We start from the raw sequence: 20,644 nt of genomic DNA on the forward strand, positions 1-20,644 counted from the left end.
CCTGCCGGAACAATGCACGAGCACTGGAATCTTGTCGCGGACATCGGTGGCACAAACACACGACTGGGTGTCATCTCGAACGGACAACTGACGGACCTTCGCAAATACCCAACCGGGTCGTTGCAAGAGCTTCTAGATGCGTTCCACAGCCTGCGTGACGAGATTGGCACCGACCCACGCGCCGTCGTCGCGGCCGGAGCAGGTCCGGTAAAAGACGGGACAATCCGCCTGACAAATGCACATCTTGATTTGTCCGAAAGCGACATCGGTAAGGCAACAGGCGCGCAACACACATTTGTTATCAATGACTTCACGGCGGCCGCCTGGTCGGTCGCCGAAATCACCGGTGATCATGTCGAGGTCCTGCAAGGGGCTGAGACACCGCCGGTCGGAACCCGGCTGGTTGTGGGCCCCGGCACTGGCCTAGGCGTAGGCGCATTGCTGTATTCCCAGGGGCGATACCATACCGCGTCGGGCGAAGGTGGCCATGTCGGACTGTCCCCACGCCACGAGGATGAGGTCGAAGTCTTCAAAGCGGCACGCCATATCGCGCCCGAATGCTTCTTTGATGACAGCCTAGTGCTCGAAGCGGAAATGTTCCTCAGCGGCACCGGCATTCCCATTCTGTACCAAGCCGCCAGCATGGCTGCTGGACAGACCGATGCTCCAAGGCGCAGCGCCAAGGATATACTGCAGGACGCGCTGGCGGAATCCGACCCGATTGCGGTCAAAACTGCGCATATGTTCAAAACCCACCTTGGGGCTATTATGGGCGATCTGGCCGTCGCCTACATGCCGACAGGAGGTGTTTTCCTTGTGGGTGGCGTCGCCGAGAAAAACCGGTGGCTGTTCAAGGATGCGTTCCGGGATGCCTTTAACGCCGGTGGGCGGTTCAGTGACTTGCGGCGTTCAATGAACCTGTATGTGTCCGAGCAAGATGAATTTGGCATTGTTGGCGCTAACAATTTCTGTAAAAGTGCGCTCGCGCGGTAAACTGACCGCCTGACCCTTTTACAGAAAGGACAACGGCATGATTCTGTGCTGCGGTGAAGCCCTGATCGACATGATCGCCGAGCCAACCGTTTCTGGGTCGCGCGGTTTCGTACCCCATTCCGGTGGTGCCGTCTTCAACACAGCCATTGCTTTGGGTCGGCTGGGCGCGCCGGCGGGTCTGTTGACAGGCTTATCGACAGATATGTTCGGACAGCAACTGGCAGACGCGCTGCAAGCCAGCCATGTGGAAGCAAGCCATGTGATCCGATCGGATCGCCCCACGACATTGGCCTTTGTACAGCTAGTGGACGGCCATGCCACCTACAGCTTTGTCGACGAAAACTCGGCTGGGCGCATGTTGATGCCTGAGGACATGCCAAAACAGCTGCCTACTGTATCCGCCTTGTATTTTGGTGGGATCAGTCTTGCATGTGAACCCTGTGCGGACGCCTACGCGGCCCTGCTGGAGCGCCACGGACCAGACCGGGCAGTCATGTTGGACCCAAACATCCGACCCGGATTTATCAAGGATCAATCACGGTATCGTACACGATTGAACCGTATGATCGCTCAATCTGATATCGTAAAAGTCTCGGACGAAGATCTGGACTGGATCGTTCCAGGGCCTGAAACACTGGCCGAGAAAGTCCCACTACTCCTGCAAGCAGGACCTTCCGTAGTTATCGTAACACGTGGCAGTGATGGGGCGTCGGGATATCTGGCGGACGGGTCCGAAACTTCGGTGCCTGTCAAAGCGGTCGAGGTGGTCGATACGGTGGGTGCTGGTGACACGTTCAACGCTGGCGTTCTGGCTGAGTTGGACCGTGCAGGTCGATTGACCAAGGCCAATCTCCGGACGTTAGGCCCAGACGTCTTGCGCGCGGCGTTGGCCAAAGGTGCAGACGTCGCCGCCATCACCGTTTCCCGCGCCGGCGCAAACCCGCCCTGGGCGCATGAACTTTGACCCCCTAAGGGACCGAGATGAAAAGATCAGATATCAACGACATCAAAACCGAAGCCGAGGCCTTCATTCGCTCGTTCGGGGCCGTCTTGCCCCCCTTTGCGAACTGGTCGCCGGAACAAATGCGCAGCGCACAGGCACAAGGCATCCGTGACCGCGGGCTTGGGTGGGACATCACCGATTACGGCCAAGGCCGGTTTGATGAGCTTGGCCTGTTCCTATTTACCCTGCGCAATGGCGATGTGCAGGATCTGAAAAAAGGTCGCGGCATGCTTTATGCAGAGAAGCTTTTGGTTTCTCGGGACAAGCAACTCTCCCCGATGCATCGCCACATCATCAAGGCCGAAGACATCATCAACCGGGGCGGCGGCGATCTGGTCATGGAGATTTATGCCTCGGACCCGGACGGCGGTATAGACCGGGATAACCCGGTGGTTGTTCCCAGCGACAACTGCCCTGTCACCATTAAACCTGGAGAGCTGCTAAGGCTGAAACCCGGTCAGAGCGTAACCCTGATGCCGGGTATCTGGCACGCATTCTGGGCGGAACAGGGCGACTGCCTGATTGGCGAGGTGTCAACTGTCAACGATGACCGGACCGATAATGTGTTCGAGGATCCCATTCCGCGCTTTGCAACGATTGAAGAAAACACAAAGCCCGATTTCTTGCTGGTATCGGACTATTGATAAACGGATAGCGCGTGCGCCGGCTTGATCACATCCGGGCCGGGTGCTGATCGCTGCATCGGGATAACACCCTTTCCCGAATTCAAAAAATCGAATTAACATGGCCCTCGACAAAGGAAAAAGTCGCGAGCCTGATTTTTGCGCGACCATCGAAGGACCCAAGTGATGGTAACCAAAGCACAGCTAGAAGCCGAAGTCGCAGAGTTGCGGCGTCAACTGGCCGAACAATCCAGCGCACGAGAAGGCACCTCAGATTCGAACAACGGCAAACAAGCTGATCCACACAAATCGATGACGGACGGAATTGTCGAAAGCCTGGATGAGTGGTCAACGCAATTAGAAGAAGTCATGACAGAGCTTGAGGAGTTTCCACATAAAAGGCCGATCCTATTCGCCCTTGGGATTTTCACACTTGGCTATCTTCTAGGCCGTTCCCGGTAGGAGCCCGAACATGAACCGCATTTCACGCAACATTTCGATCATCCTGCGAGCCGAGCGTCTTATTGCTCAAAGGCAACTGTCCGTCGCGGCGAAACGCACAGGCTTTTACGCTGCTGCCGGGTTAGCCGTTGGGCTTGCAGTAATCATGCTGAACGTCGCCGGGTTCTTTTGGCTGTCCGAGACCATGTCAAAGTCTCTGGCCGCGATCATAGTGGCCGGGGTGAACCTAGTTCTGGCCGTGATCCTCGCGCTGGTTGCAAATTCCATGACCGCCGAAAGTGACACTTCGGCAGCCGTCGAATTGCGGGATATGGCGCTGCACGACATCGAGGATGAAGTCCGGGACAACTTCGCCGAGGCGCGCAACACAATCGTCGGCCTAAAGCGCGATCCGATCGGGATGCTGTCACCCGATATTATCAGCACGGTTCTAGGCGTTCTGCTCAGATACGCGCGACGTGGAAAAAACAAACCGGATTAGAAGCGATCATGCCATTCTCGCCGCTGCACGCGCGATCACCATCTCTTCGTTTGTGGGAATGGCCAGAATACGCACCCGGCTGAAATCAGTAGACAGAACCGTAGCGTTGTCTGCATTTCGGTTCGGGTCCATATCAATCCCGATCCAGCGCATCCCTTCGCAAACCATCTGACGGATACGGGCGGCATTTTCACCGATGCCGCCGGTAAAGACCAAAGCGTCGATGCCTTCCAGTGCGGCAGACAAGGCGCCCAGTTCACGGCGGATGCGGAAGACATAATACTCAATCGCCTTGCGCGCGTCCGGAGTGTCAGCAGCCAACAGGGTGCGCATGTCCGAGGACATGCCGGACAGGCCAAGCAAGCCGGACTTTCGATAGAGAAGCTCAGCGATTTCGTCTGCCTCCATCCCTTCTTGCTGCATCATGTAAAGCACGACCCCCGGGTCCAATTGCCCGCTGCGGGTGCCCATGGGCAGACCGTCGAGCGCCGAAAATCCCATGGTCGAGGCCACGGCCCGGCCACCCGACACCGCACACATCGACGCGCCATTTCCCAAATGCGCAATGACGACGCGGCCGTCGTACAAACCCGGCGCAATTTCTTTCAGCTTTTGCGAGACGTAGTCATAGCTCAGCCCGTGAAACCCGTATCTGCGAACGCCCTTTTCGTAGAATCTTTGAGGCAATGCGAAGGTATCATTCACCCAAGGGTGTGTCCTGTGAAACGCGGTATCGAAGCACGCAATCTGGGTGGTACCCGGAAAGGCTGCCGCGGCCGCCTTGATACCCGCAAGGCTGTAGGGTTGGTGCAAAGGCGCGAAGGGAATGAAACCGCTTAGCGTATCAAAGACGTGCTCGTCCACCACGACAGGTTCCGAATAGACTGGTCCGCCGTGAACGACGCGGTGGCCCACGGCCCGGACGTAAATGTCCGGCAGGTATTCGCGGGTAAGTTCAAGAAACGCGCTGATGGCCTCGTCATGGGTCTTAGCCCCAGACAGCTGACGGTCGACAGACCGCCCCCCTGCCGATTGGGCCAACAGGCGTGGGGCATCCCCCAACCGCTCGATTTGACCGCGCCAGCGCATACTGGGACGTCGGTCCTCGACCAGTTCGTAAAGCGCGAATTTCAACGAGGACGACCCGGCATTCAGCGCCAAAACATGTTCAGCCATGGATTTTGCCTTCATTCGCAATTGCATGCAGCGCCGCGACAGCACAAGACGCCAGCCGCGAAGCATCATCATCTGCCCGAGATGTCAGGATAATCGGTGCCGCAGCACCTATCACAACGCCGGCAGCCTCGGCATGAGAGATATATGTCAGCTGTTTGGCTACCATGTTGCCGGCTTCGATATTCGGAACAACCAGAATGTCTGCGACCCCCGCGACTGGTGAGGTAATGCCTTTTGTCCGCGCCGCGTTCAGATCAACCGCGTTGTCCATGGCCAAGGGACCATCGACCAGTCCGCCGGTGATCTGTCCACGCTCGGCCATTTTCGACAACAGCGCGGCATCGACAGACGACGGTAAATGCGGGTTGATGGTCTCAACCGCTGATAAGACGCCAACCTTGGGCATCTCGATGCCAATAGAATGCGCAAGATGGATGGCGTTCTGAACGATATCGGCCTTGGTTTCGAGATCCGGTGCGATATTCACCGCCGCATCTGTAACCATGATGGGTCGAGACATGCCTGGCACGTCCATCACGAACACATGCGACAGCCGCCGCCCGGTTCTCAGACCTTTTTCCCTGCGCAGAACGGCGCGTAACAACACATCCGTGTGCAAATGACCCTTCATCAGCATCCGGGCCTTACTTTCAACGACCAGCCCGACCGCGCGTTGGGCGGCCACTTCGTGGTCTCGCGCTTCAATGATTTCAGCTCCCGACAAATCGGCCCCAAGCTGGGCGGCAGCGGCGGTGATTTTGTCCGGGTCGCCAACCAAAATCGGAGTAATGATGCCGTTTTCCAACGCGAGTAATGCCCCGCCTAGCGAATTCGGCTCTTCCGGGGCGACGATCGCTGTGGGCATCGGGTCCAAAGGACGTACCCTTTCCAACAAAGCGTCGAAATGCCGGTGACGCTGAACGATCAGTCCCGGCACCTCGACCGAGTCGAAGGTCAAATGCCGCGACGGTGGCGTGACCTGTACGGTACCGCTCAGGATCAATGCGTTATCCCCGACCCGGCGCACTTCGGCGGAACAGGTCAGGTCGCCGTCTTCACGCTTTTCGGTAACAGCCACAAAGGCGGTCAGTTCTTCGCCCGCCATAACCGGAGCATGAAAACTCAGGTCCGCCCGACGTGTTTGCGTACCGGCCCCCGGCAAGATGTTCCCAATGACAGCAGCCACCAGACCAGCAGGCCACAAAGCGGGCGCGACAGCCTCGGGGTGTCCATCTCCATCTCCGTCATAGGCCGCCAGATTTAGCGGGTTGTGATCACCCGAAGCCGAGGCAAACGCGTACAAGTCGTCCACGGTGCACAATCGGGTGACCTGCGCCTTGTCGCCTACCTTCAATTGAGAATAGGTTCTGTTTTCTTGAATTTTCATCTCGTCCGGCTTTGTTTTTGAATGCGTGTTCGTCGTTTCAAACATTGGATGTGCGGCCCCCCGGAACCAGAACATATCCACCTTTGTTGCTACATTTCTGCAACGCAGCGTAGTCAGATCATTGGCAAATGACAAATGACCTCTGTGCGTGGGGCGGCGCGGATTATCGCTTGACCCAAAATCGGAACTCGGGCAAGCATCACCCACGATGGTTCCCTATGGTTCGCCAAGGGATGAAAAGGGAATACGGTGAGGTTGCCAACAAGCGCCAAGTCCGTGACTGCCCCCGCAACTGTAAGCGGTGAGCGACGCCAAATACCCACTGACCCCAAATGGGTCGGGAAGGATGGCCAAGCCACGACCCGCAAGTCAGGAGACCTACCATCCGATGTTCAACCAACCCGGGGCGGGGCGTCCTGGAAGGAGGCTTTATGACACGTCTAAGACGTGATGACATGATTTGCACCTTCTGCCCGCGCTTGGCAACAGGCGGAGTGGGCCATGTCGATCAGTCCTGATCATTTCCTTCTGATTTGCGAGACCTGCGAGGGTTCTGACCGGGCGGATTCATTGCGCGCTGCACTTGCAAGCAAGCTTCCATCCAGTTTTGACATCCAAAGCGTTTCCTGCATGGCCGGTTGCGGTCGTCCCACAACCGTCGGGTTTCAGGCATTCGACAAAGCGCAGTACCTTTTCGGTGACATCCAATCGGCTGAGGACGTGGATGCTTTGGCCGAATTTGCACATCAATACCATCGCATCGCGGATGGGTGGACCAACGCAACGCAGCGCCCGCCTGCCCTTCTTGAAAAGACTCTGGCGCGCCTGCCGCGGCTAAAAGTGGAGACAAGCGCATGACCTGCGGAGCTTTCCTTGAGGCGCGCGGGCTGGAGTATTACGCCCTGAACGGCGACGTACTGCTGCAAAACATCAATTTCGAACTGAATGAAGGGGCCACTCTGGCAATTGCCGGCCCAAACGGTGCGGGTAAGACAACGCTGCTGAATCTTTTGTGCGGCGGTGAAGAGATTGTGCTGGGGGACGTTTTGGTAAAGGGGCGCAGCCTTCGGCAGCTTTCGGCGATGGACCGCGCCCGAATGATCGCCGTGGTCAGTCAGCAGGAATCGCCGGACGGGCGTTTGTTTCTGCGCGACTACGTGGCCCTTGGGCAAATCCCAATCCGCGCCGACCGATCTGCGGCTGAGCACGCCCTGGAATTGGACCGCATCCTGAATCTGACCGGACTGGTTGCCCTCGCTGACAAGCGGATGGCCGTGTTATCCGGCGGGGAACGCCAGCGCGCTCATATCGCAAGGGCGCTGGCGCAGAACCCGTCGTTGCTGTTTTTGGATGAGCCGACGAACCATCTGGATCCGGACGCCAAGGGACGCATGCTGTCGCTGGTGGCCGAGCTGGGCATAACGGTGGTCATGATCGTCCATGATCTGGTCATGATCCCGGAATTCGCGACCCATGTCGCGTTGATGAAATCCACGCGTCTGACCGGTTTCGGCCCCGTGCACGAAGTGCTGACACCCGAAAGGGTCCGTGAAACTTTCGGTGTCGATTTTCTTAGCTTTCAGCATGAAGGCCGCATGATCCCGGCACTGGATATCCGAAGAACCACTACCTCAAACTAGGAAAAATAACATGAAAAAAACTCTCTGGTGCGCTGCACTGATCAGCGGCATTGCAACTGCCGCAACAGCGCGCGAGATCACCGTCGACAATTGCGGCGAGCCGCTGGTGTTTGAAACTCAGCCCGAGCGGCTGGTCGTGCACGACATGAACATGACCGACATGGCTTTTGCGCTGGGTTTGCAGGACAAGGTCGTTGGCCTGACAGGCATCACTGGCTGGTACAAAACCAGCCCCGAGTTTGACACCCTGCGCGGCGACATCCCGGAACTTGCGCCTAAGTACCCGACAGTTGAAAATCTGGTCGCTGTCGAACCCGACCTTTTCTTTGCGGGCTGGTACTATGGCATGAAGCCGGGCGGTGACGTGACCCCGGACACGCTTGCGCCGTTTGGCATCAAAACGATGATCCTGACGGAAAGCTGCGTACATCTGGATAAGGATCGCCCCGAAGCCAGCATGGACCTGCTGTTCACGGACGTCCTTCGCTTGGGCAAAGTCATGCACGTTGAAGACAAGGCAGAAGAGCTGGTTTCCGGTTGGAAAGAAGAACTGTCCGCGATTGAGACGCAGACAGCCGACCTGCCCAAACCCCGCGTTTTCCTGCTGGACGGCCCCGCCGATGCCCCGTTTACGGCTGGTAAGTTTGCCATTCCCGACGCGATGATTGCTGCCGCTGGCGGCGAGAATGTCACCCATGACATGGACACCAGCTGGGGACGTTCATCGTGGGAGGCTGTCGCCGCGTCAAACCCGGAATTCCTGGTTTTACTTGATTATCAAACTGGAAATGGCGCCGCGGATACCTTCAAGTTCCTACAGGACCATCCTGTGATGTCTCAAACGGACGCAGTCAAGAACGAACGCTGGATTGGTCTGCGCTACGAAGAACTGACACCCGGACCTGCCAATATCGAGGCAATCTCGAAAATGGCCAAGGCTATGCATCCGGGTCTGAACTGATATGGGCCGACTTGGCCTGACACTCTTACTGGGGGCGGCTGTACTGGCCGCCCTTTTGCTGACCTCGACTATCTACGGAACCACATCCATTCCGGCCTCTGACGCGCTAGCCGGTGTCTTGTTGGGCACAGGATTGGTGGACGGAGAGATGTCTCCGCTCCACCGCATCGTGTTTGACCTGCGCTTACCACGCGCGCTGTTTGCCGCGGTGATCGGTGCCGGATTGGGCATCGTCGGCGTTGTCCTGCAAACCACCACACGCAACGATCTGGCGGACCCGTTTCTGTTCGGACTGTCCTCTGGAGCTGCGGCGGGAGCTGTCTTTGTCATTACAGTAACCGGAGATGTGCTGGGCTTTTGGACCCTGCCACTGGCCGCGTTTTTCGGAGGGCTTGTCGCATCAGGCATTGTGCTGGCTTTGGTTCATGGGCTGCGCACAAGCGCGCCCGAAAAACTGATCCTTGCAGGGCTAGCAGTTTCGTTTTTGTTTTCAGCCATTACCAATTATCTCATTTTCGCGGGCGACAGCCGTGCGGCCCATTCGGTAATATTCTGGATGCTTGGGGGTCTGGGTCTTGCCCGGTGGGAGACATTCCCGCTTGTCTGCGCCGGTTTAGTATTGATCCTCGCCTATGCAATGTACCGTAGCCGCTGGCTTGATGCGCTGCTGACTGGTGATTTGACCGCCGCCACCCTGGGTGTGCCTGTTCAGGGCTTGCGGTTCCGAATGTTCTTCGTCGCAGCACTTGCGACCGCTGTGTTTGTGTCCGTTGCGGGTGTGATCGGTTTTGTCGGCTTGATGGTTCCGCACATCGCGCGCGGTATCGCGGGGCCTTTGCACAGCCAGCTTGTGCCTACCGCCGCCATTGTTGGGGCAGCGTTGCTTACAGGCTCGGATATCCTGAGCCGTCTGTTGCTTGCCCCGCAAGAGCTGCCTGTTGGTATTGTCACGACATCGCTGGGATCGGTTTTTGTCTTTCTTCTGTTGATCCGAACCGCTCGACCTCGGCGCTGATCGCCAAAGGTCGCATAGGTGCAAAAGTTAAAGTTTCCCAAATGACTAATAATAATCGGGCAAAATGACCTAAATCAAAAAAGACCCCCACAGATCACGGTATGCGATACACTCGATTACAGGAATCGAGTGTAGCCAGGTCGCATGCAATGCAACAATTGACCAGCCGACGCGCGTTTCTAAGCGCCAAGATTAGACCAGAGGACGGCAATATCGCCAGACCTCCGGGCTCGGTTGAGCTGTGCTTTGTTGAAACATGCAGCAAATGTGGTGATTGCGCAGATACTTGCCCCGAAGATGCGATCGTCATCGGGACAGACGGATACCCCCTGTTCAAGCCAACTGACGATCCCTGCACCTTCTGCGGTGACTGCGCCCGGATTTGTCCAACCGAAGCGATATCGATTGACCGTTTGCCAGACTGGCCATGGCGCGCCGCGCTTACAGCGGACACCTGCCTATCTATGAACGGCATCAGTTGCCGCATCTGTCAGGACAATTGCGAACAAAGCGCGATCCGTTTCAAACTGATGACCGGCGGCCGCGCAGAGCCGGTGCTTGACCTTGATACATGCAACGGCTGCGGGATTTGCCCAAGTTTATGTCCCGCCGATGCCATTGCGTTGGAACGCCAACCTCAACCACAAATGGAAGCTACTCAATGAACATCTGCGGTTGTCTCGCCCATGTCGCACCTGATCACACGAGCGCAGCAGCGCGCGTGATGAAGGACACGCCGGGTGTCGAAATTCACGCCGAAACAGAAGATGGGCGATTTGTTGTCGTCGTCGAAGACACGCCATCACGCCTTGCGTCCGAGATCATCATGGATCTGCACCAGATCCCGGGCGTCATCTCACTGACACTGACCTATCACCATTTCGAGGATCCCGCGGACGCCCATCCGCAGCCCGATGCCCCAAGCCCAACCCCCAGCCGGAGGCCCACGCAATGACACATTCTGAATCCCGTCGGACTTTTCTCAAGGCCTCAGCGGCCGCAGCAACGGCGTCGGCCGCTGGTATTCCGCTGGCGACCGGTCAAGCCAATGCCCAGGCCGGAGCGCCAGACATCCGCTGGGACAAGGCGGCTTGCCGGTTCTGTGGTACAGGCTGCTCTGTTCTGGTTGGCACCAAAGAAGGTCGCGTCGTTGCGACGCAAGGTGACCCAGACGCGCCTGTGAACCGGGGGTTGAACTGTATCAAGGGTTATTTCCTGTCCAAGATTATGTACGGCAAGGATCGACTGACTACGCCTTTGCTGCGCAAGACCAATGGCGAATACGACAAAAACGGTGAATTCGAACCGGTAAGCTGGGACGAAGCGTTCGATGTCATGGCCGCAAAATGGAAAGAGGCGCTGGCCAAGAAAGGCCCGACCAGTGTCGGCATGTTTGGTTCCGGCCAATGGACGGTTTGGGAAGGCTATGCGGCCTCCAAACTGATGAAAGCCGGGTTCCGGTCTAACAATATCGACCCCAACGCACGGCACTGCATGGCATCAGCTGTTGTAGGCTTCATGCGGACGTTCGGCATTGATGAGCCGATGGGCTGCTATGACGATTTCGAGCACGCGGACACGTTCGTTCTGTGGGGTTCGAACATGGCCGAGATGCACCCGATCCTGTGGTCGCGCCTCACCGATACACGTCTGACCAAACCGGATTGCGAAGTGCATGTACTGTCGACGTTTGAGCATCGCTCGTTTGAACTGGCCGACAACGGCATCGTTTTTGAACCGCAGACCGATCTGGCGATCCTGAACTACATCGCCAACTACATCATTCAAAACGGCGCGGTAAACGAAGACTTCGTCAAGAAGCACGTCAACATCACCAAAACCGCCACCGATATCGGCTATGGCCTGCGCGACACCAACGCACTGCAGCAAGAAGCCGAAAATCCGAACTCGGGAAAGATGGATCCGATCAGTTTCGAAGAATACGCCGAAGCCGTCGCGCCCTACACGCTGGAATATACCTCTGAACTGTCTGGTGTCCCTGCAGACAAGCTGGAGAAACTGGCCCAGCAATATGCCGACCCGAACCGTAAAGTGATGAGCTTGTGGACCATGGGCTTCAACCAGCACACCCGTGGGTCCTGGGTGAATTCGCTGATGTATAACGTGCACTTGCTGGTGGGAAAGATTTCCGAACCCGGAAACTCACCGTTCTCGCTGACGGGTCAACCGTCGGCCTGTGGTACGGCGCGTGAGGTGGGGACCTTTGCCCACCGTCTGCCGGCGGACATGGTTGTTACGAGTGATAAGCACCGCGAAATCTGCGAAACCGCATGGAACATCCCCGAGGGCACTATCCCGCCCAAGCCCGGCTTCCACGCCGTGTTGCAGCACCGCAAACTGAAGGACGGCGAACTGAATGCCTATTGGGTCCAGTGCAACAACAACATGCAAGCCGCGCCCAACATCAACGAAGAAGGCTATCCTGGTTACCGTAACCCGGAAAACTTCATCACAGTCTCGGATCCTTACCCAACTGTCACCGCAGTTTCGGCCGACTTGATCCTTCCCACGGCCATGTGGGTTGAGAAAGAAGGCGCCTATGGCAACGCCGAACGCCGTACGCAATTCTGGCGTCAACAGGTGCAGGCACCGGGTGAGGCCAAGTCGGACCTGTGGCAGCTGATGGAATTCGCGAAACGTTTTACCATCGAAGAGGTCTGGGGCGAAGAGCTGCTGGCCAAGATGCCCGAGCATCGCGGCAAGACCATGTATGACGTGCTTTATGCCAACGGTAAGGTCGACCAGTTCCCGCTGTCGGAAACGGCGGAAGGGTTCCACAACGACGACGCGGAGCATTTCGGCTTCTACGTTCAGAAAGGTCTGTTTGAAGAATATGCCGATTTCGGACGCGGCCACGCGCACGACCTTGCTCCGTTCGAGATGTATCACGAGGCCCGTGGCATGCGCTGGCCTGTCGTCGACGGCAAGGAAACACTCTATCGCTTCCGCGAAGGGTATGATCCGTATGTGCCGGAAGGCGCAGACGTTAAGTTCTACGGCTACGAGGACGGCAAGGCCAAGATCATCTTTGCCCCCTATGAGCCCGCCGCCGAGGAACCGGATGAGGAATTCGATCTGTGGCTATCCACCGGTCGTGTGCTGGAACACTGGCATTCGGGTTCGATGACCCGCCGCGTGCCCGAACTGCATCGCGCGTTTCCGTCAGCCGTTGTCTACATGCACCCGGAGGACGCCAAGGATCGCGGTCTGCGCCGTGGGCAAGAGATCGTACTCTCCACCCGCAGGGGCGAGGTGACCAGCCGGGTTGAAACGCGCGGCCGCAACAAGGTGCCACGCGGATTGGTCTTTATGCCATGGTTCGACGAGCATCAGCTGACCAACAAGCTGACGCTGGACGCAACTTGCCCGCTGTCGAAAGAGACCGACTACAAGAAATGCGCCTGTAAGGTCGAGCGCGCGTAACGGACAAGCGAGGCAAAGGCCGTCCCCATGCCCTTTGAAGGTAAACCTCTTTCGCCGCAACGGCGTCGCTTCCTGCAGGATGCGGCGCGTGCGTCGGGCGGCTGTGTGGTCGCTGGGTCATTGTTGGCATGGCTTGCCCGCGATGCCCGCGCGTTGCCGGCCGAAGCGTTGCGCCCCCCCGGCGCGCTACCGGAAGAGGCGTTTCTGTCCGCTTGCATTCGCTGCGGGCTTTGCGTGCGGGATTGCCCTTACGACACATTGAAACTGGCAGAATTGGGCGTGGATGCGGTTGCTACTGGGGCGCCCTATTTCACAGCGCGGGATGTGCCTTGTGAAATGTGTGACGACATCCCTTGCGTGGCCGCCTGCCCCACCGGTGCATTGGATCCAGCCCTCGACAATATTGATGATGCCAAGATGGGCGTTGCCGTCCTTGTCGATCAGGAGAACTGCCTGAACTTCCTTGGCCTGCGCTGCGATGTCTGCTATCGCGTCTGCCCCGTGATTGATGAGGCAATCACGCTGGAAACGGCCCATAACGAACGTTCAGGCCACCACGCACTGTTCATCCCGACAGTTCATGCGGACCACTGCACAGGCTGCGGCATGTGCGAGAAAAGCTGTGTTCTGCCCGAGGCCGCGATCAAGGTCCTGCCTGCGCGCTTGGCCCGCGGCAGCAGTGCCGATCACTACCGCAAAGGCTGGGAAGAGAAAGAGGCCAAAGGCGGTCCCCTTGTTGAAGGGCTTATCGATCTGCCGGACCGACTGCCCGGACCGGGCACCGACAACCTTGCCGCGCCGGGCGGGTTCGCCCCCGCATACGAATTGCCGGGGGTCGGGCAATGAGAACACGCACACATATGCCGGCCGGAATGGAGGCCATCGAGGAAAAAGGTTGGGTGCGCGCCCACAAATACCTGCTGCTGCGCCGCGCAAGCCAGTTGCTCTTTCTGGCTGTGTTTCTTCTGGGACCGTGGTTCGGCATCTGGATCGTTCAAGGCACGCTTGCGGGATCTTTGACACTGGGCGTGCTGCCGCTGACAGACCCGCTTATCCTGCTGCAAAGCGTGATCGCTGGGCATTGGCCGGAATTGACGGCCCTGATCGGCGGAGTGATCGTTCTCGCCGCTTACGCTCTGATTGGTGGGCGCGTCTATTGTTCATGGGTTTGTCCGATCAACCCAGTCACCGACGCAGCCAACTGGTTGCACAGACGTTTGGACCTGCCCAAAGGCTGGCAACCCAAGCGCAGCACCCGCCTTTGGATACTGGCCACTGTTTTAATCGTCTCGGGCATGACAGGCGTGATCGCCTGGGAGTTGGTCAACCCGATCACCATGCTGCATCGCGGGCTGATTTTCGGCGCGGGGTTCGTGTGGGCCATGATCATTGCCATCTTCGTGTTCGACCTGTTCGTTTCGCGGCACGGTTGGTGCGGTCACATCTGTCCGGTTGGCGCATTTTACGGCCTGATTGGTGCCAAAGGTTTGCTGAAGGTCAGCGCCCCGAACCGGACAGCCTGCGATGATTGCATGGATTGCTATGCCGTTTGCCCAGAAAATCAGGTCATATCTCCTGCGCTGAAAGGTAAGTCGGGTTCCACACCACTGATCCTTTCCCCTGACTGCACCACCTGCGGTCGTTGCATCGACGTGTGCGCCGTCGACGTCTTCAAATTTACTCACCGGTTCGACGACAAGGTCGCCGCACCTACTGATCCAGTTCCCGCGCCCGATCCGCGCGCAGCCAGACCTATCTGAGGGAGTGCCAAGATGAACAAGCCAACCCGAACAGGCCTTATAGCCCTTATCCCCGTTTTGCTCTTGGGCGGATTCGCCCTTGCGCAATCAGCTCAGGTAGAATCCCTGCGGGGCGCCGATGTGGATGAACTGATCCCTCTGGAACAGATCCACAAGAACGTCGAAGGGCGCATGCAGCGCAACTATCGCCAACAACCGCCGCTGATCCCGCACTCGGTCGAGCAATACCAGATCGACACGCGCACAAATCAGTGCTTGTCCTGCCACGACTGGACCAAAGCCGGCGAACGCAACGCCCCGACATTGTCGATGACACACTATCTGGATCGCGACGGCAACGAGTTGGATCACATCGCAGGCACCCGTTATTTCTGCAACCAATGCCACGTGCCGCAAGCAGACGCGCCGCCATTGGTTGACAACGTCTTTCAACCGTCCTCGGGCAATTAATCCAACGCAAGAATGAAAGGAGCACCAACATGGCAGACTCTCCTGAAAAACGCGGGTGGATTGGCCGCATCTGGAACTGGATCTGGACCCCGGCGGTTGCCTTTAGCTCGGGTTTTCTGATCCTTGCGGGTTTTCTGGCTGGAATCCTGTTCTGGGGCGGGTTTCACTGGACGCTTGAGCTGACGAATACCGAGGAGTTCTGTACCTCATGCCATACGATGGAGACTAATCTGGGCGAGTATCGCGAGACGATCCACTACAACAACCACTCCGGTGTGCGGGCTATCTGTTCCGATTGCCATGTGCCACATGAGTGGAATCACAAGATCAAAGCCAAGATCATGGCGGTCAAGGACGTCTATCACGAGCTGGCAGGCACGATCAGTACACCCGAGAAATACGAAGAGCATCGTCTGAGTATGGCGACCGCCGTCTGGAAGAAGATGAAGGCCTCCGACAGTCGCGAATGCCGGAATTGCCACAACTTCGACTATATGGATTTCACGTTGCAGGAAACGCGCGCTGCCTCTGAGCACCAACGCGCCATTGATGAAAACATGACCTGTATCGATTGCCACCAGGGCATCGCCCATAGCCTGCCGCCCGGCTATCAGGAGCGGTATCAGGAAGTGACCGAAACTCTGGCCAGCAAAGCGCAGGGTTCGTTGCAACAACAGGCCGCAGCTGACGGCGATGACATCAAGTCATTCCTGAGTACTCGGGCAGACTGAAAAAAGGACATGACATGCTGGAAATTCTGGGAACAATCGGGGCCAACGTCATCAGTCTGCCGGGTATCCTTGGGCTGGCCCTGGGAATGATGACTCGCCGCGTTTGGCTGGGCGCATTGATGGGGGGCATTGTCGGGGTGTTGGCAACCTTCGTATTCGCCCATGGTTCATTTGCTAAGGTCGATACATTTGAGCTGTTGATCGCAATTGGCATTGGCCTTTGCGCTGGTAGCGTGGGATCGGCCATACGCATCAAGGGCGCAACGGTCTGACATTATTGGCGAACTAAGCTCCTAATAAATTTACTTTGCCGCATGTGAAATTGCGGCAAACACGCCCAACGATGCCTCAACGTAAAAGTTCAGGAAACGCGACAAACGATATCAATTCAGTAGTATAACCCTGTTAAAGCCTTTGGGCTTGGCGTGATGGTCAATGAAAACAAACCATTCAGACGGGGGCATCTATGCTGCGAACATTACAAGATTGGTGTTTTTTCACCCGTGTTTTAGCGGCTTCGATTGCATTTTTGCTTGCTGATCAGGGTTTGGCCCAGTCAAATGCAGAAGCACCCGTCGCGACCATTGACGACAAGCTGGAAAATGCGGACTGGGCTAACGTGCAGGATATCCTGAACCACCGCTGCGTGGTGTGCCACAGCTGCTACGACGCACCCTGCCAACTCAAGCTGACATCCCCTGCCGGCCTTTTGCGCGGCGCCAGTAAAGAGGCGGTCTACCACTCCGAACGACTAAAAGATGCGCAACCAACACGGCTTGGCATCGACGCGCACACAATTCCCGGGTGGCGGGATCTTGGTTTTTTTCCCGTTCTTCCGTCATCCGAGGTGACCGGCACGGGCGGGTCGGTGTTAGAGCTCTCTCTTAACCTCGGCAGGCAAGCCCGTTTGACGGCTAACGCACCTGTCCCAACCCAACTTGGTTTGTCGATTGATCGCCCCTTGACCTGCCCTACAACGCAGGAATTCGACGCCTTCAGCACGGCAAACCCAAGGGCGGGAATGCCCTACGCCACAGCCCCACTGAGTGAGCAAGAATACCAAACCCTCATGTCATGGCTTAAAAATGGTGCGCCCTTGCCATCGGCCACACCACAAATCCCTCAGGACATTCAGGATCAGATCACAAATTGGGAGGCCTTTCTGAACGTGCCCGACCTGCGCCATCAATTGATGAGCAGATATGTATACGAACATCTGTTTCTGGCGCGTCTCCATTTTCCATCCGACAATCCAAGACAGTTTTTTCAGCTGGTGCGGTCCGCCAGCCCGCCAGGATCAAAGATTGAAATCATCGCGACACGCCGTCCCTTCGATAGTCCCGGCCCAAGGCCGTTCTACTATCGCCTGCAGGCATTCGACGAAACGATCGTGCACAAAGATCATCTGGTCTATAGTTTTGGTCCGGATCGTCTGGCGCGATACCAGCAGCTATTCCTTGATCCGGCGTGGTCCGTCACCGAGTTGCCTGCGTACGGAGAAGACGAAGGCGGCAACCCGTTCAGCACCTTTGCCAACATACCGGCCCGCAGCCGTTATCAGTTTCTTTTGGATGACGCATTGTTTTATGTGCGCAGCTTCATCCGCGGACCGGTCTGTCACGGCGAAACCGCTGTTGATGTGATTGAAGATCGGTTCTGGGTCAGTTTCCTTGATCCGGATGCCGATCTGTCCGTCACAGACCCCAGCTTTTTGGCGGACGGGGCGGCCTTTCTGGAATTGCCAGTGAGTACTGCAGATATAGGGTTCTTGGGGGACCTTCACGGAATGTCCCACGAAAACCAGATCAAGTACCTTGAGTTTAGGGATGCCCGATATCGCAACAGCGCGGCGCACAAAAACGGGTTTGGATATGACGCAATCTGGGATGGCGAGGGTACCAATCCCCAGGCGCTGATTACCGTGTTTCGGCATTTCGACAATGCCTCTGCCATGACCGGGTTCCACGGCGGTATCCCGGAAACCGCATGGGTTATCGATTATCCGGTGTTCGAACGCATCTATTACGATTTGGTCGCCGGTTTTGATGTTTTCGGTCGGCTCGAACACCAGCTTTCAACCCGGTTATACATGGACGAACTGCGGATGGAGAGTGAGGATAATTTCCTGAACTTCATGCCGCGCGGTGACAGGCAAAGGATACACAAAACCTGGTACCAGGGGGCACTGGCCGAGCTACACACCTATTGGCACCGGCGTCGTGTCGATGACAGTTTTCCGACTGGCATAGATTTTGGATCGGGCACGCCAAAGCAAGAGTTCCTTCTGGAACTTCTAAATCGCGGCAACGGACTTTGGACTGTCGAGGACACGATCAACAGATGCAAAGGGGCCGTCTGCTCGAATGGCAATTCAGATGTTGTGGACAACTTGCGGGCGCTCGCGGATCAAACCGGCGATTGGGTCAGGTATCTGTCAGATGTTTCCCTGCTTTTGGTGGACAACGAAGATGGTTCCACATCTCTCTATTCGCTGCTCCACGACAAGGCCCATTACAATGTGGCGTTCTTGTTTGAAGAAAAAGATCGCAGGAATCCGCAAGCCGACGTGCTGACCATCCTGCCCGGAGTGATCGGAAGCTATACTAACTTCTACTTTCGAATTCAGGAAACCCAGCTGGCGTCTTTTGTAACCGACCTCAAATCAGTGCGGTCGCAGGCCGAATGGATCGATTTCGTAGCCACTTATGGGCTGCGCAGGACAAACCCGGGGTTCTGGGAAACCAGCGATCAGGTGATGACCATGTTTCAGGCAAACGACCCCGTTCAGGCAGGCGTGCTGGACCTGAACCGATATAAGGACCCTCGATCCGATAGCGATCCTGAAAACAACTAAGTCAGCCCATTGCAACAGGGACGCCTGATCATTCGCACTCTATCAACGTGACGCAGAAAGAAAGCCTAACACCTAGGCCACGTCATCGGGCCAAACTGAAGTAGCAGGAAGCACAGCAAACGCGGTTGATACAGCATTTTTAAAAGCCGATGCGGCCTCGTTTTTTTCTTTCATGACAATATAATGCACACAAGAGCTCCGTCAGCCCCAGATAATCGGCGGGAAACCCTGTCTGCAACCCGAACGGAAACAGAACGAAAATACACCCCGGCAAGCGAATAGCGAGATGGCGGAGTATTGGTCCGCAACTTACTTTTCATCCGTCAGGTAGCCTAAAATGCGTTTTAGATGCTGCGCGATGTCCTCTGCGGTGAGTGGCATCCCGGCAATGCTTTGCTGAATGTAATACCGATAGGCTCCGTCCAGCATCACATAGATGTCCACACCACGCACATCATTGATCGCAAACTTCTTTCCAAGCTCGTCACAAATTGCGATATACCGGGCCTCGACGTCAGCTACTCGCGGCCTGAGCAAACCATCGAACATAGCCTGATTGCGGATATCATACCAAAGCCTGTGCAGATGCGCATAGTTGATGATCGAATGGGCAAACAGATCGATATAGGCACCGCGCGCCTCGCGTGGGCTGAGTTCTGCATCTAGAATCTCGTTCAGCTGTGACGTGAAACGGTCGACCGACAGATCTACGCAATATAACAGCAATCCCTCTTTTTCAGGAAAATAATACTGTATTTTGCCCAGCGACACGCCTGTCGAGGCCGCGATATCCCGCAAGGTGGTGTTGGCGTATCCAGCCCGCGCAATTGTCGCAATCGCGTTCTCGGCAAGATCGCGTCGCTTCTGTTCTCGGTTCCTGTCGCGCTGTTTGGCCCGATTCTCTTTCAAATTTTGCGTCATCCGCCTTTCCTAGCGCAAATCCTGCAAAAGTTTGAGCGGAACCCTGGTGTTTGCGGGAACTGGATCAAAGCCCTGAAAATACAACGTTTGCCACGAAATAATATTTCAATTCAAACGTTCAATACAAACGTATTGAAAAGGTGTCAGCTATATGCAACAAATAACTGTCATTACCGACAACAAAATAACCAACAGGCAAGCAACAGGAGCAAATCCGTGACCTATCCAGAATACGTTCGGGTCGTTGGTAGGGTTCGCGCAGAACAGTTGTTCCGTAACGCGGCGCAGACCCGGGAGGAGCGAGCCAATCAAAACATCTAAGCAACGAGGAGGTGTCACCCCGGGACTACTCGCACCGCAATAATCAGACCAAAAACCCGGCCTAAGACTGGGCTGCAATAAACGACAGGGACTATGAAAAATCGCGCAATCGGCTTGTTTGCCGAACCAATTGGTATTGCCTGCTGCAAAGCGGCCCACATCAGGGTCGAGGCATTGCATTCAAACGGAAGACAACGTTCCGCCATCGCACCTAATTGCGACGGCCTCACGCTGCGCGCCTCCCTGCTGCACCACAAACAGTTTCACAGGCCGGAAACGCAACCATTTGAAGACACGTCATTCGATGGTTGCACGACCATGCGCAAACCACGGCGCTTTCAACTGGCCGCCGCGCCCTAGCGCCACGGTCACATCAGATCCTCTCGGCACAATTAAAGACACAAAGCCGAGGAAAGGGGGGG

22 protein-coding genes, 1 pseudogene and 1 riboswitch are annotated in these 20,644 nt (G+C 56.6%); of the genes and pseudogenes, 20 read left to right on the forward strand and 3 right to left on the reverse strand.

All coding sequences use genetic code 11. The features are described 5' to 3' along the window. The first annotated feature begins 12 nt into the window (after positions 1 to 12). The 5 genes from AC2FD9_RS12190 (at position 13) to AC2FD9_RS12210 (ending at position 3,562) form a co-directional block, all read left to right on the forward strand. A complete protein-coding gene (locus AC2FD9_RS12190; RefSeq protein WP_496837196.1) occupies positions 13 to 993 on the forward strand; it encodes a glucokinase in 981 nt (326 codons plus the stop codon). 37 nt (positions 994 to 1,030) lie between these two features. Next, entirely contained in the window at positions 1,031 to 1,957 is a 927-nt protein-coding gene (locus AC2FD9_RS12195) for a carbohydrate kinase family protein (protein WP_496837084.1), read from the forward strand. Positions 1,958 to 1,974: 17 nt separating this feature from the next. After that, on the forward strand, positions 1,975 to 2,640 hold the full coding sequence (locus AC2FD9_RS12200; protein ID WP_282169577.1) for a D-lyxose/D-mannose family sugar isomerase: 666 nt from the start codon (positions 1,975 to 1,977) through the stop codon (positions 2,638 to 2,640). A 165-nt stretch (positions 2,641 to 2,805) separates the two neighbouring features. After that, the gene (locus AC2FD9_RS12205) at positions 2,806 to 3,081 is read left to right on the forward strand and encodes a hypothetical protein (protein ID WP_496837086.1); all 276 of its coding nucleotides are present in this window, start codon (positions 2,806 to 2,808) and stop codon (positions 3,079 to 3,081) included. Positions 3,082 to 3,091: 10 nt separating this feature from the next. Further along, a complete protein-coding gene (locus AC2FD9_RS12210; RefSeq protein WP_058272016.1) occupies positions 3,092 to 3,562 on the forward strand; it encodes a phage holin family protein in 471 nt (156 codons plus the stop codon). A gap of 6 nt (positions 3,563 to 3,568) precedes the next feature. Here the strand turns inward: AC2FD9_RS12210 and AC2FD9_RS12215 are convergent, their stop codons facing one another. After that, the gene (locus AC2FD9_RS12215; protein WP_496755837.1) at positions 3,569 to 4,738 is read right to left on the reverse strand and encodes an acetate/propionate family kinase; all 1,170 of its coding nucleotides are present in this window, start codon (positions 4,736 to 4,738) and stop codon (positions 3,569 to 3,571) included. Next, positions 4,731 to 6,170 (reverse strand): bifunctional enoyl-CoA hydratase/phosphate acetyltransferase, encoded by a 1,440-nt coding sequence (locus tag AC2FD9_RS12220; protein ID WP_496837089.1) that lies wholly within the window; start codon positions 6,168 to 6,170, stop codon positions 4,731 to 4,733. The genes AC2FD9_RS12215 and AC2FD9_RS12220 overlap by 8 nt, the downstream gene beginning before the upstream one ends. Positions 6,171 to 6,317: 147 nt before the next feature. After that, positions 6,318 to 6,525: riboswitch (cobalamin riboswitch) on the forward strand. Positions 6,526 to 6,626: 101 nt separating this feature from the next. Between AC2FD9_RS12220 and AC2FD9_RS12225 the strand changes: the two genes are divergently transcribed. From AC2FD9_RS12225 to AC2FD9_RS12290, 14 genes and pseudogenes are all read left to right on the forward strand, one after another. After that, the gene (locus tag AC2FD9_RS12225; RefSeq protein WP_496837090.1) at positions 6,627 to 6,983 is read left to right on the forward strand and encodes a DUF1636 family protein; all 357 of its coding nucleotides are present in this window, start codon (positions 6,627 to 6,629) and stop codon (positions 6,981 to 6,983) included. Continuing rightward, complete coding sequence (locus AC2FD9_RS12230; RefSeq protein ID WP_496837092.1) at positions 6,980 to 7,765, forward strand: ABC transporter ATP-binding protein; 786 nt, start codon at positions 6,980 to 6,982, stop codon at positions 7,763 to 7,765. Before AC2FD9_RS12225 ends, AC2FD9_RS12230 begins: the two co-directional genes overlap by 4 nt. 10 nt (positions 7,766 to 7,775) lie before the next feature. After that, on the forward strand, positions 7,776 to 8,726 hold the full coding sequence (locus AC2FD9_RS12235; protein ID WP_496837093.1) for an ABC transporter substrate-binding protein: 951 nt from the start codon (positions 7,776 to 7,778) through the stop codon (positions 8,724 to 8,726). Between the two features lies 1 nt (position 8,727). Then, a complete protein-coding gene (locus tag AC2FD9_RS12240) occupies positions 8,728 to 9,741 on the forward strand; it encodes a FecCD family ABC transporter permease (protein WP_496837095.1) in 1,014 nt (337 codons plus the stop codon). 149 nt (positions 9,742 to 9,890) lie between these two features. Next, a pseudogene (locus AC2FD9_RS12245) lies at positions 9,891 to 10,145 on the forward strand (4Fe-4S binding protein); the annotation flags it as partial. Between the two features lie 60 nt (positions 10,146 to 10,205). Next, positions 10,206 to 10,406 (forward strand): 4Fe-4S dicluster domain-containing protein, encoded by a 201-nt coding sequence (locus AC2FD9_RS12250; protein ID WP_282119520.1) that lies wholly within the window; start codon positions 10,206 to 10,208, stop codon positions 10,404 to 10,406. After that, the gene (locus AC2FD9_RS12255; RefSeq protein WP_108859623.1) at positions 10,403 to 10,696 is read left to right on the forward strand and encodes a chaperone NapD; all 294 of its coding nucleotides are present in this window, start codon (positions 10,403 to 10,405) and stop codon (positions 10,694 to 10,696) included. The genes AC2FD9_RS12250 and AC2FD9_RS12255 overlap by 4 nt, the downstream gene beginning before the upstream one ends. Beyond that, the gene (napA, locus tag AC2FD9_RS12260; protein WP_496837097.1) at positions 10,693 to 13,185 is read left to right on the forward strand and encodes a nitrate reductase catalytic subunit NapA; all 2,493 of its coding nucleotides are present in this window, start codon (positions 10,693 to 10,695) and stop codon (positions 13,183 to 13,185) included. Before AC2FD9_RS12255 ends, napA begins: the two co-directional genes overlap by 4 nt. A 27-nt stretch (positions 13,186 to 13,212) precedes the next feature. Further along, positions 13,213 to 14,031, forward strand: coding sequence for a ferredoxin-type protein NapG (gene napG, locus AC2FD9_RS12265; RefSeq protein WP_496837099.1), 819 nt, complete (start codon positions 13,213 to 13,215; stop codon positions 14,029 to 14,031). Continuing rightward, positions 14,028 to 14,945, forward strand: coding sequence for a quinol dehydrogenase ferredoxin subunit NapH (napH, locus tag AC2FD9_RS12270; protein WP_282169584.1), 918 nt, complete (start codon positions 14,028 to 14,030; stop codon positions 14,943 to 14,945). Before napG ends, napH begins: the two co-directional genes overlap by 4 nt. 12 nt (positions 14,946 to 14,957) lie before the next feature. Beyond that, positions 14,958 to 15,395, forward strand: coding sequence for a nitrate reductase cytochrome c-type subunit (locus AC2FD9_RS12275; protein ID WP_282119339.1), 438 nt, complete (start codon positions 14,958 to 14,960; stop codon positions 15,393 to 15,395). Positions 15,396 to 15,424: 29 nt separating this feature from the next. After that, positions 15,425 to 16,126: a NapC/NirT family cytochrome c gene (locus AC2FD9_RS12280; protein ID WP_058272027.1), complete on the forward strand. Its 702-nt coding sequence runs from the start codon at positions 15,425 to 15,427 to the stop codon at positions 16,124 to 16,126. Positions 16,127 to 16,140: 14 nt separating this feature from the next. After that, a complete protein-coding gene (locus AC2FD9_RS12285) occupies positions 16,141 to 16,398 on the forward strand; it encodes a hypothetical protein (protein WP_282119337.1) in 258 nt (85 codons plus the stop codon). Between the two features lie 194 nt (positions 16,399 to 16,592). Beyond that, on the forward strand, positions 16,593 to 18,980 hold the full coding sequence (locus AC2FD9_RS12290; RefSeq protein ID WP_496837102.1) for a fatty acid cis/trans isomerase: 2,388 nt from the start codon (positions 16,593 to 16,595) through the stop codon (positions 18,978 to 18,980). A gap of 309 nt (positions 18,981 to 19,289) precedes the next feature. Here AC2FD9_RS12290 and AC2FD9_RS12295 read toward each other — a convergent pair whose 3' ends face one another. Next, positions 19,290 to 19,901 carry a TetR/AcrR family transcriptional regulator gene (locus AC2FD9_RS12295; RefSeq protein WP_496837104.1) on the reverse strand — a complete coding sequence of 204 codons (612 nt, stop codon included), beginning with the start codon at positions 19,899 to 19,901 and terminating at the stop codon, positions 19,290 to 19,292. 414 nt (positions 19,902 to 20,315) lie between these two features. Between AC2FD9_RS12295 and AC2FD9_RS12300 the strand changes: the two genes are divergently transcribed. Continuing rightward, a complete protein-coding gene (locus AC2FD9_RS12300) occupies positions 20,316 to 20,582 on the forward strand; it encodes a hypothetical protein (protein ID WP_496837106.1) in 267 nt (88 codons plus the stop codon). The last annotated feature ends 62 nt before the right edge of the window (positions 20,583 to 20,644 follow it).

This window comes from Ruegeria sp. YTSC230 (assembly GCF_059609665.1).

What these genes read in the sequence shown, in the direction of transcription:
- AC2FD9_RS12190 (WP_496837196.1), top strand. Translation starts at nt 13, where the DNA reads ATGCACGAGCACTGGAATCTTGTCGCGGACATCGGTGGCACAAACACA.
- AC2FD9_RS12195 (WP_496837084.1), top strand. Translation starts at nt 1,031, where the DNA reads ATGATTCTGTGCTGCGGTGAAGCCCTGATCGACATGATCGCCGAGCCA.
- AC2FD9_RS12200 (WP_282169577.1), top strand. Translation starts at nt 1,975, where the DNA reads ATGAAAAGATCAGATATCAACGACATCAAAACCGAAGCCGAGGCCTTC.
- AC2FD9_RS12205 (WP_496837086.1), top strand. Translation starts at nt 2,806, where the DNA reads ATGGTAACCAAAGCACAGCTAGAAGCCGAAGTCGCAGAGTTGCGGCGT.
- AC2FD9_RS12210 (WP_058272016.1), top strand. Translation starts at nt 3,092, where the DNA reads ATGAACCGCATTTCACGCAACATTTCGATCATCCTGCGAGCCGAGCGT.
- AC2FD9_RS12215 (WP_496755837.1), bottom strand. Translation starts at nt 4,738, where the DNA reads ATGGCTGAACATGTTTTGGCGCTGAATGCCGGGTCGTCCTCGTTGAAA.
- AC2FD9_RS12220 (WP_496837089.1), bottom strand. Translation starts at nt 6,170, where the DNA reads ATGTTTGAAACGACGAACACGCATTCAAAAACAAAGCCGGACGAGATG.
- AC2FD9_RS12225 (WP_496837090.1), top strand. Translation starts at nt 6,627, where the DNA reads ATGTCGATCAGTCCTGATCATTTCCTTCTGATTTGCGAGACCTGCGAG.
- AC2FD9_RS12230 (WP_496837092.1), top strand. Translation starts at nt 6,980, where the DNA reads ATGACCTGCGGAGCTTTCCTTGAGGCGCGCGGGCTGGAGTATTACGCC.
- AC2FD9_RS12235 (WP_496837093.1), top strand. Translation starts at nt 7,776, where the DNA reads ATGAAAAAAACTCTCTGGTGCGCTGCACTGATCAGCGGCATTGCAACT.
- AC2FD9_RS12240 (WP_496837095.1), top strand. Translation starts at nt 8,728, where the DNA reads ATGGGCCGACTTGGCCTGACACTCTTACTGGGGGCGGCTGTACTGGCC.
- AC2FD9_RS12250 (WP_282119520.1), top strand. Translation starts at nt 10,206, where the DNA reads ATGAACGGCATCAGTTGCCGCATCTGTCAGGACAATTGCGAACAAAGC.
- AC2FD9_RS12255 (WP_108859623.1), top strand. Translation starts at nt 10,403, where the DNA reads ATGAACATCTGCGGTTGTCTCGCCCATGTCGCACCTGATCACACGAGC.
- napA (WP_496837097.1), top strand. Translation starts at nt 10,693, where the DNA reads ATGACACATTCTGAATCCCGTCGGACTTTTCTCAAGGCCTCAGCGGCC.
- napG (WP_496837099.1), top strand. Translation starts at nt 13,213, where the DNA reads ATGCCCTTTGAAGGTAAACCTCTTTCGCCGCAACGGCGTCGCTTCCTG.
- napH (WP_282169584.1), top strand. Translation starts at nt 14,028, where the DNA reads ATGAGAACACGCACACATATGCCGGCCGGAATGGAGGCCATCGAGGAA.
- AC2FD9_RS12275 (WP_282119339.1), top strand. Translation starts at nt 14,958, where the DNA reads ATGAACAAGCCAACCCGAACAGGCCTTATAGCCCTTATCCCCGTTTTG.
- AC2FD9_RS12280 (WP_058272027.1), top strand. Translation starts at nt 15,425, where the DNA reads ATGGCAGACTCTCCTGAAAAACGCGGGTGGATTGGCCGCATCTGGAAC.
- AC2FD9_RS12285 (WP_282119337.1), top strand. Translation starts at nt 16,141, where the DNA reads ATGCTGGAAATTCTGGGAACAATCGGGGCCAACGTCATCAGTCTGCCG.
- AC2FD9_RS12290 (WP_496837102.1), top strand. Translation starts at nt 16,593, where the DNA reads ATGCTGCGAACATTACAAGATTGGTGTTTTTTCACCCGTGTTTTAGCG.
- AC2FD9_RS12295 (WP_496837104.1), bottom strand. Translation starts at nt 19,901, where the DNA reads ATGACGCAAAATTTGAAAGAGAATCGGGCCAAACAGCGCGACAGGAAC.
- AC2FD9_RS12300 (WP_496837106.1), top strand. Translation starts at nt 20,316, where the DNA reads ATGAAAAATCGCGCAATCGGCTTGTTTGCCGAACCAATTGGTATTGCC.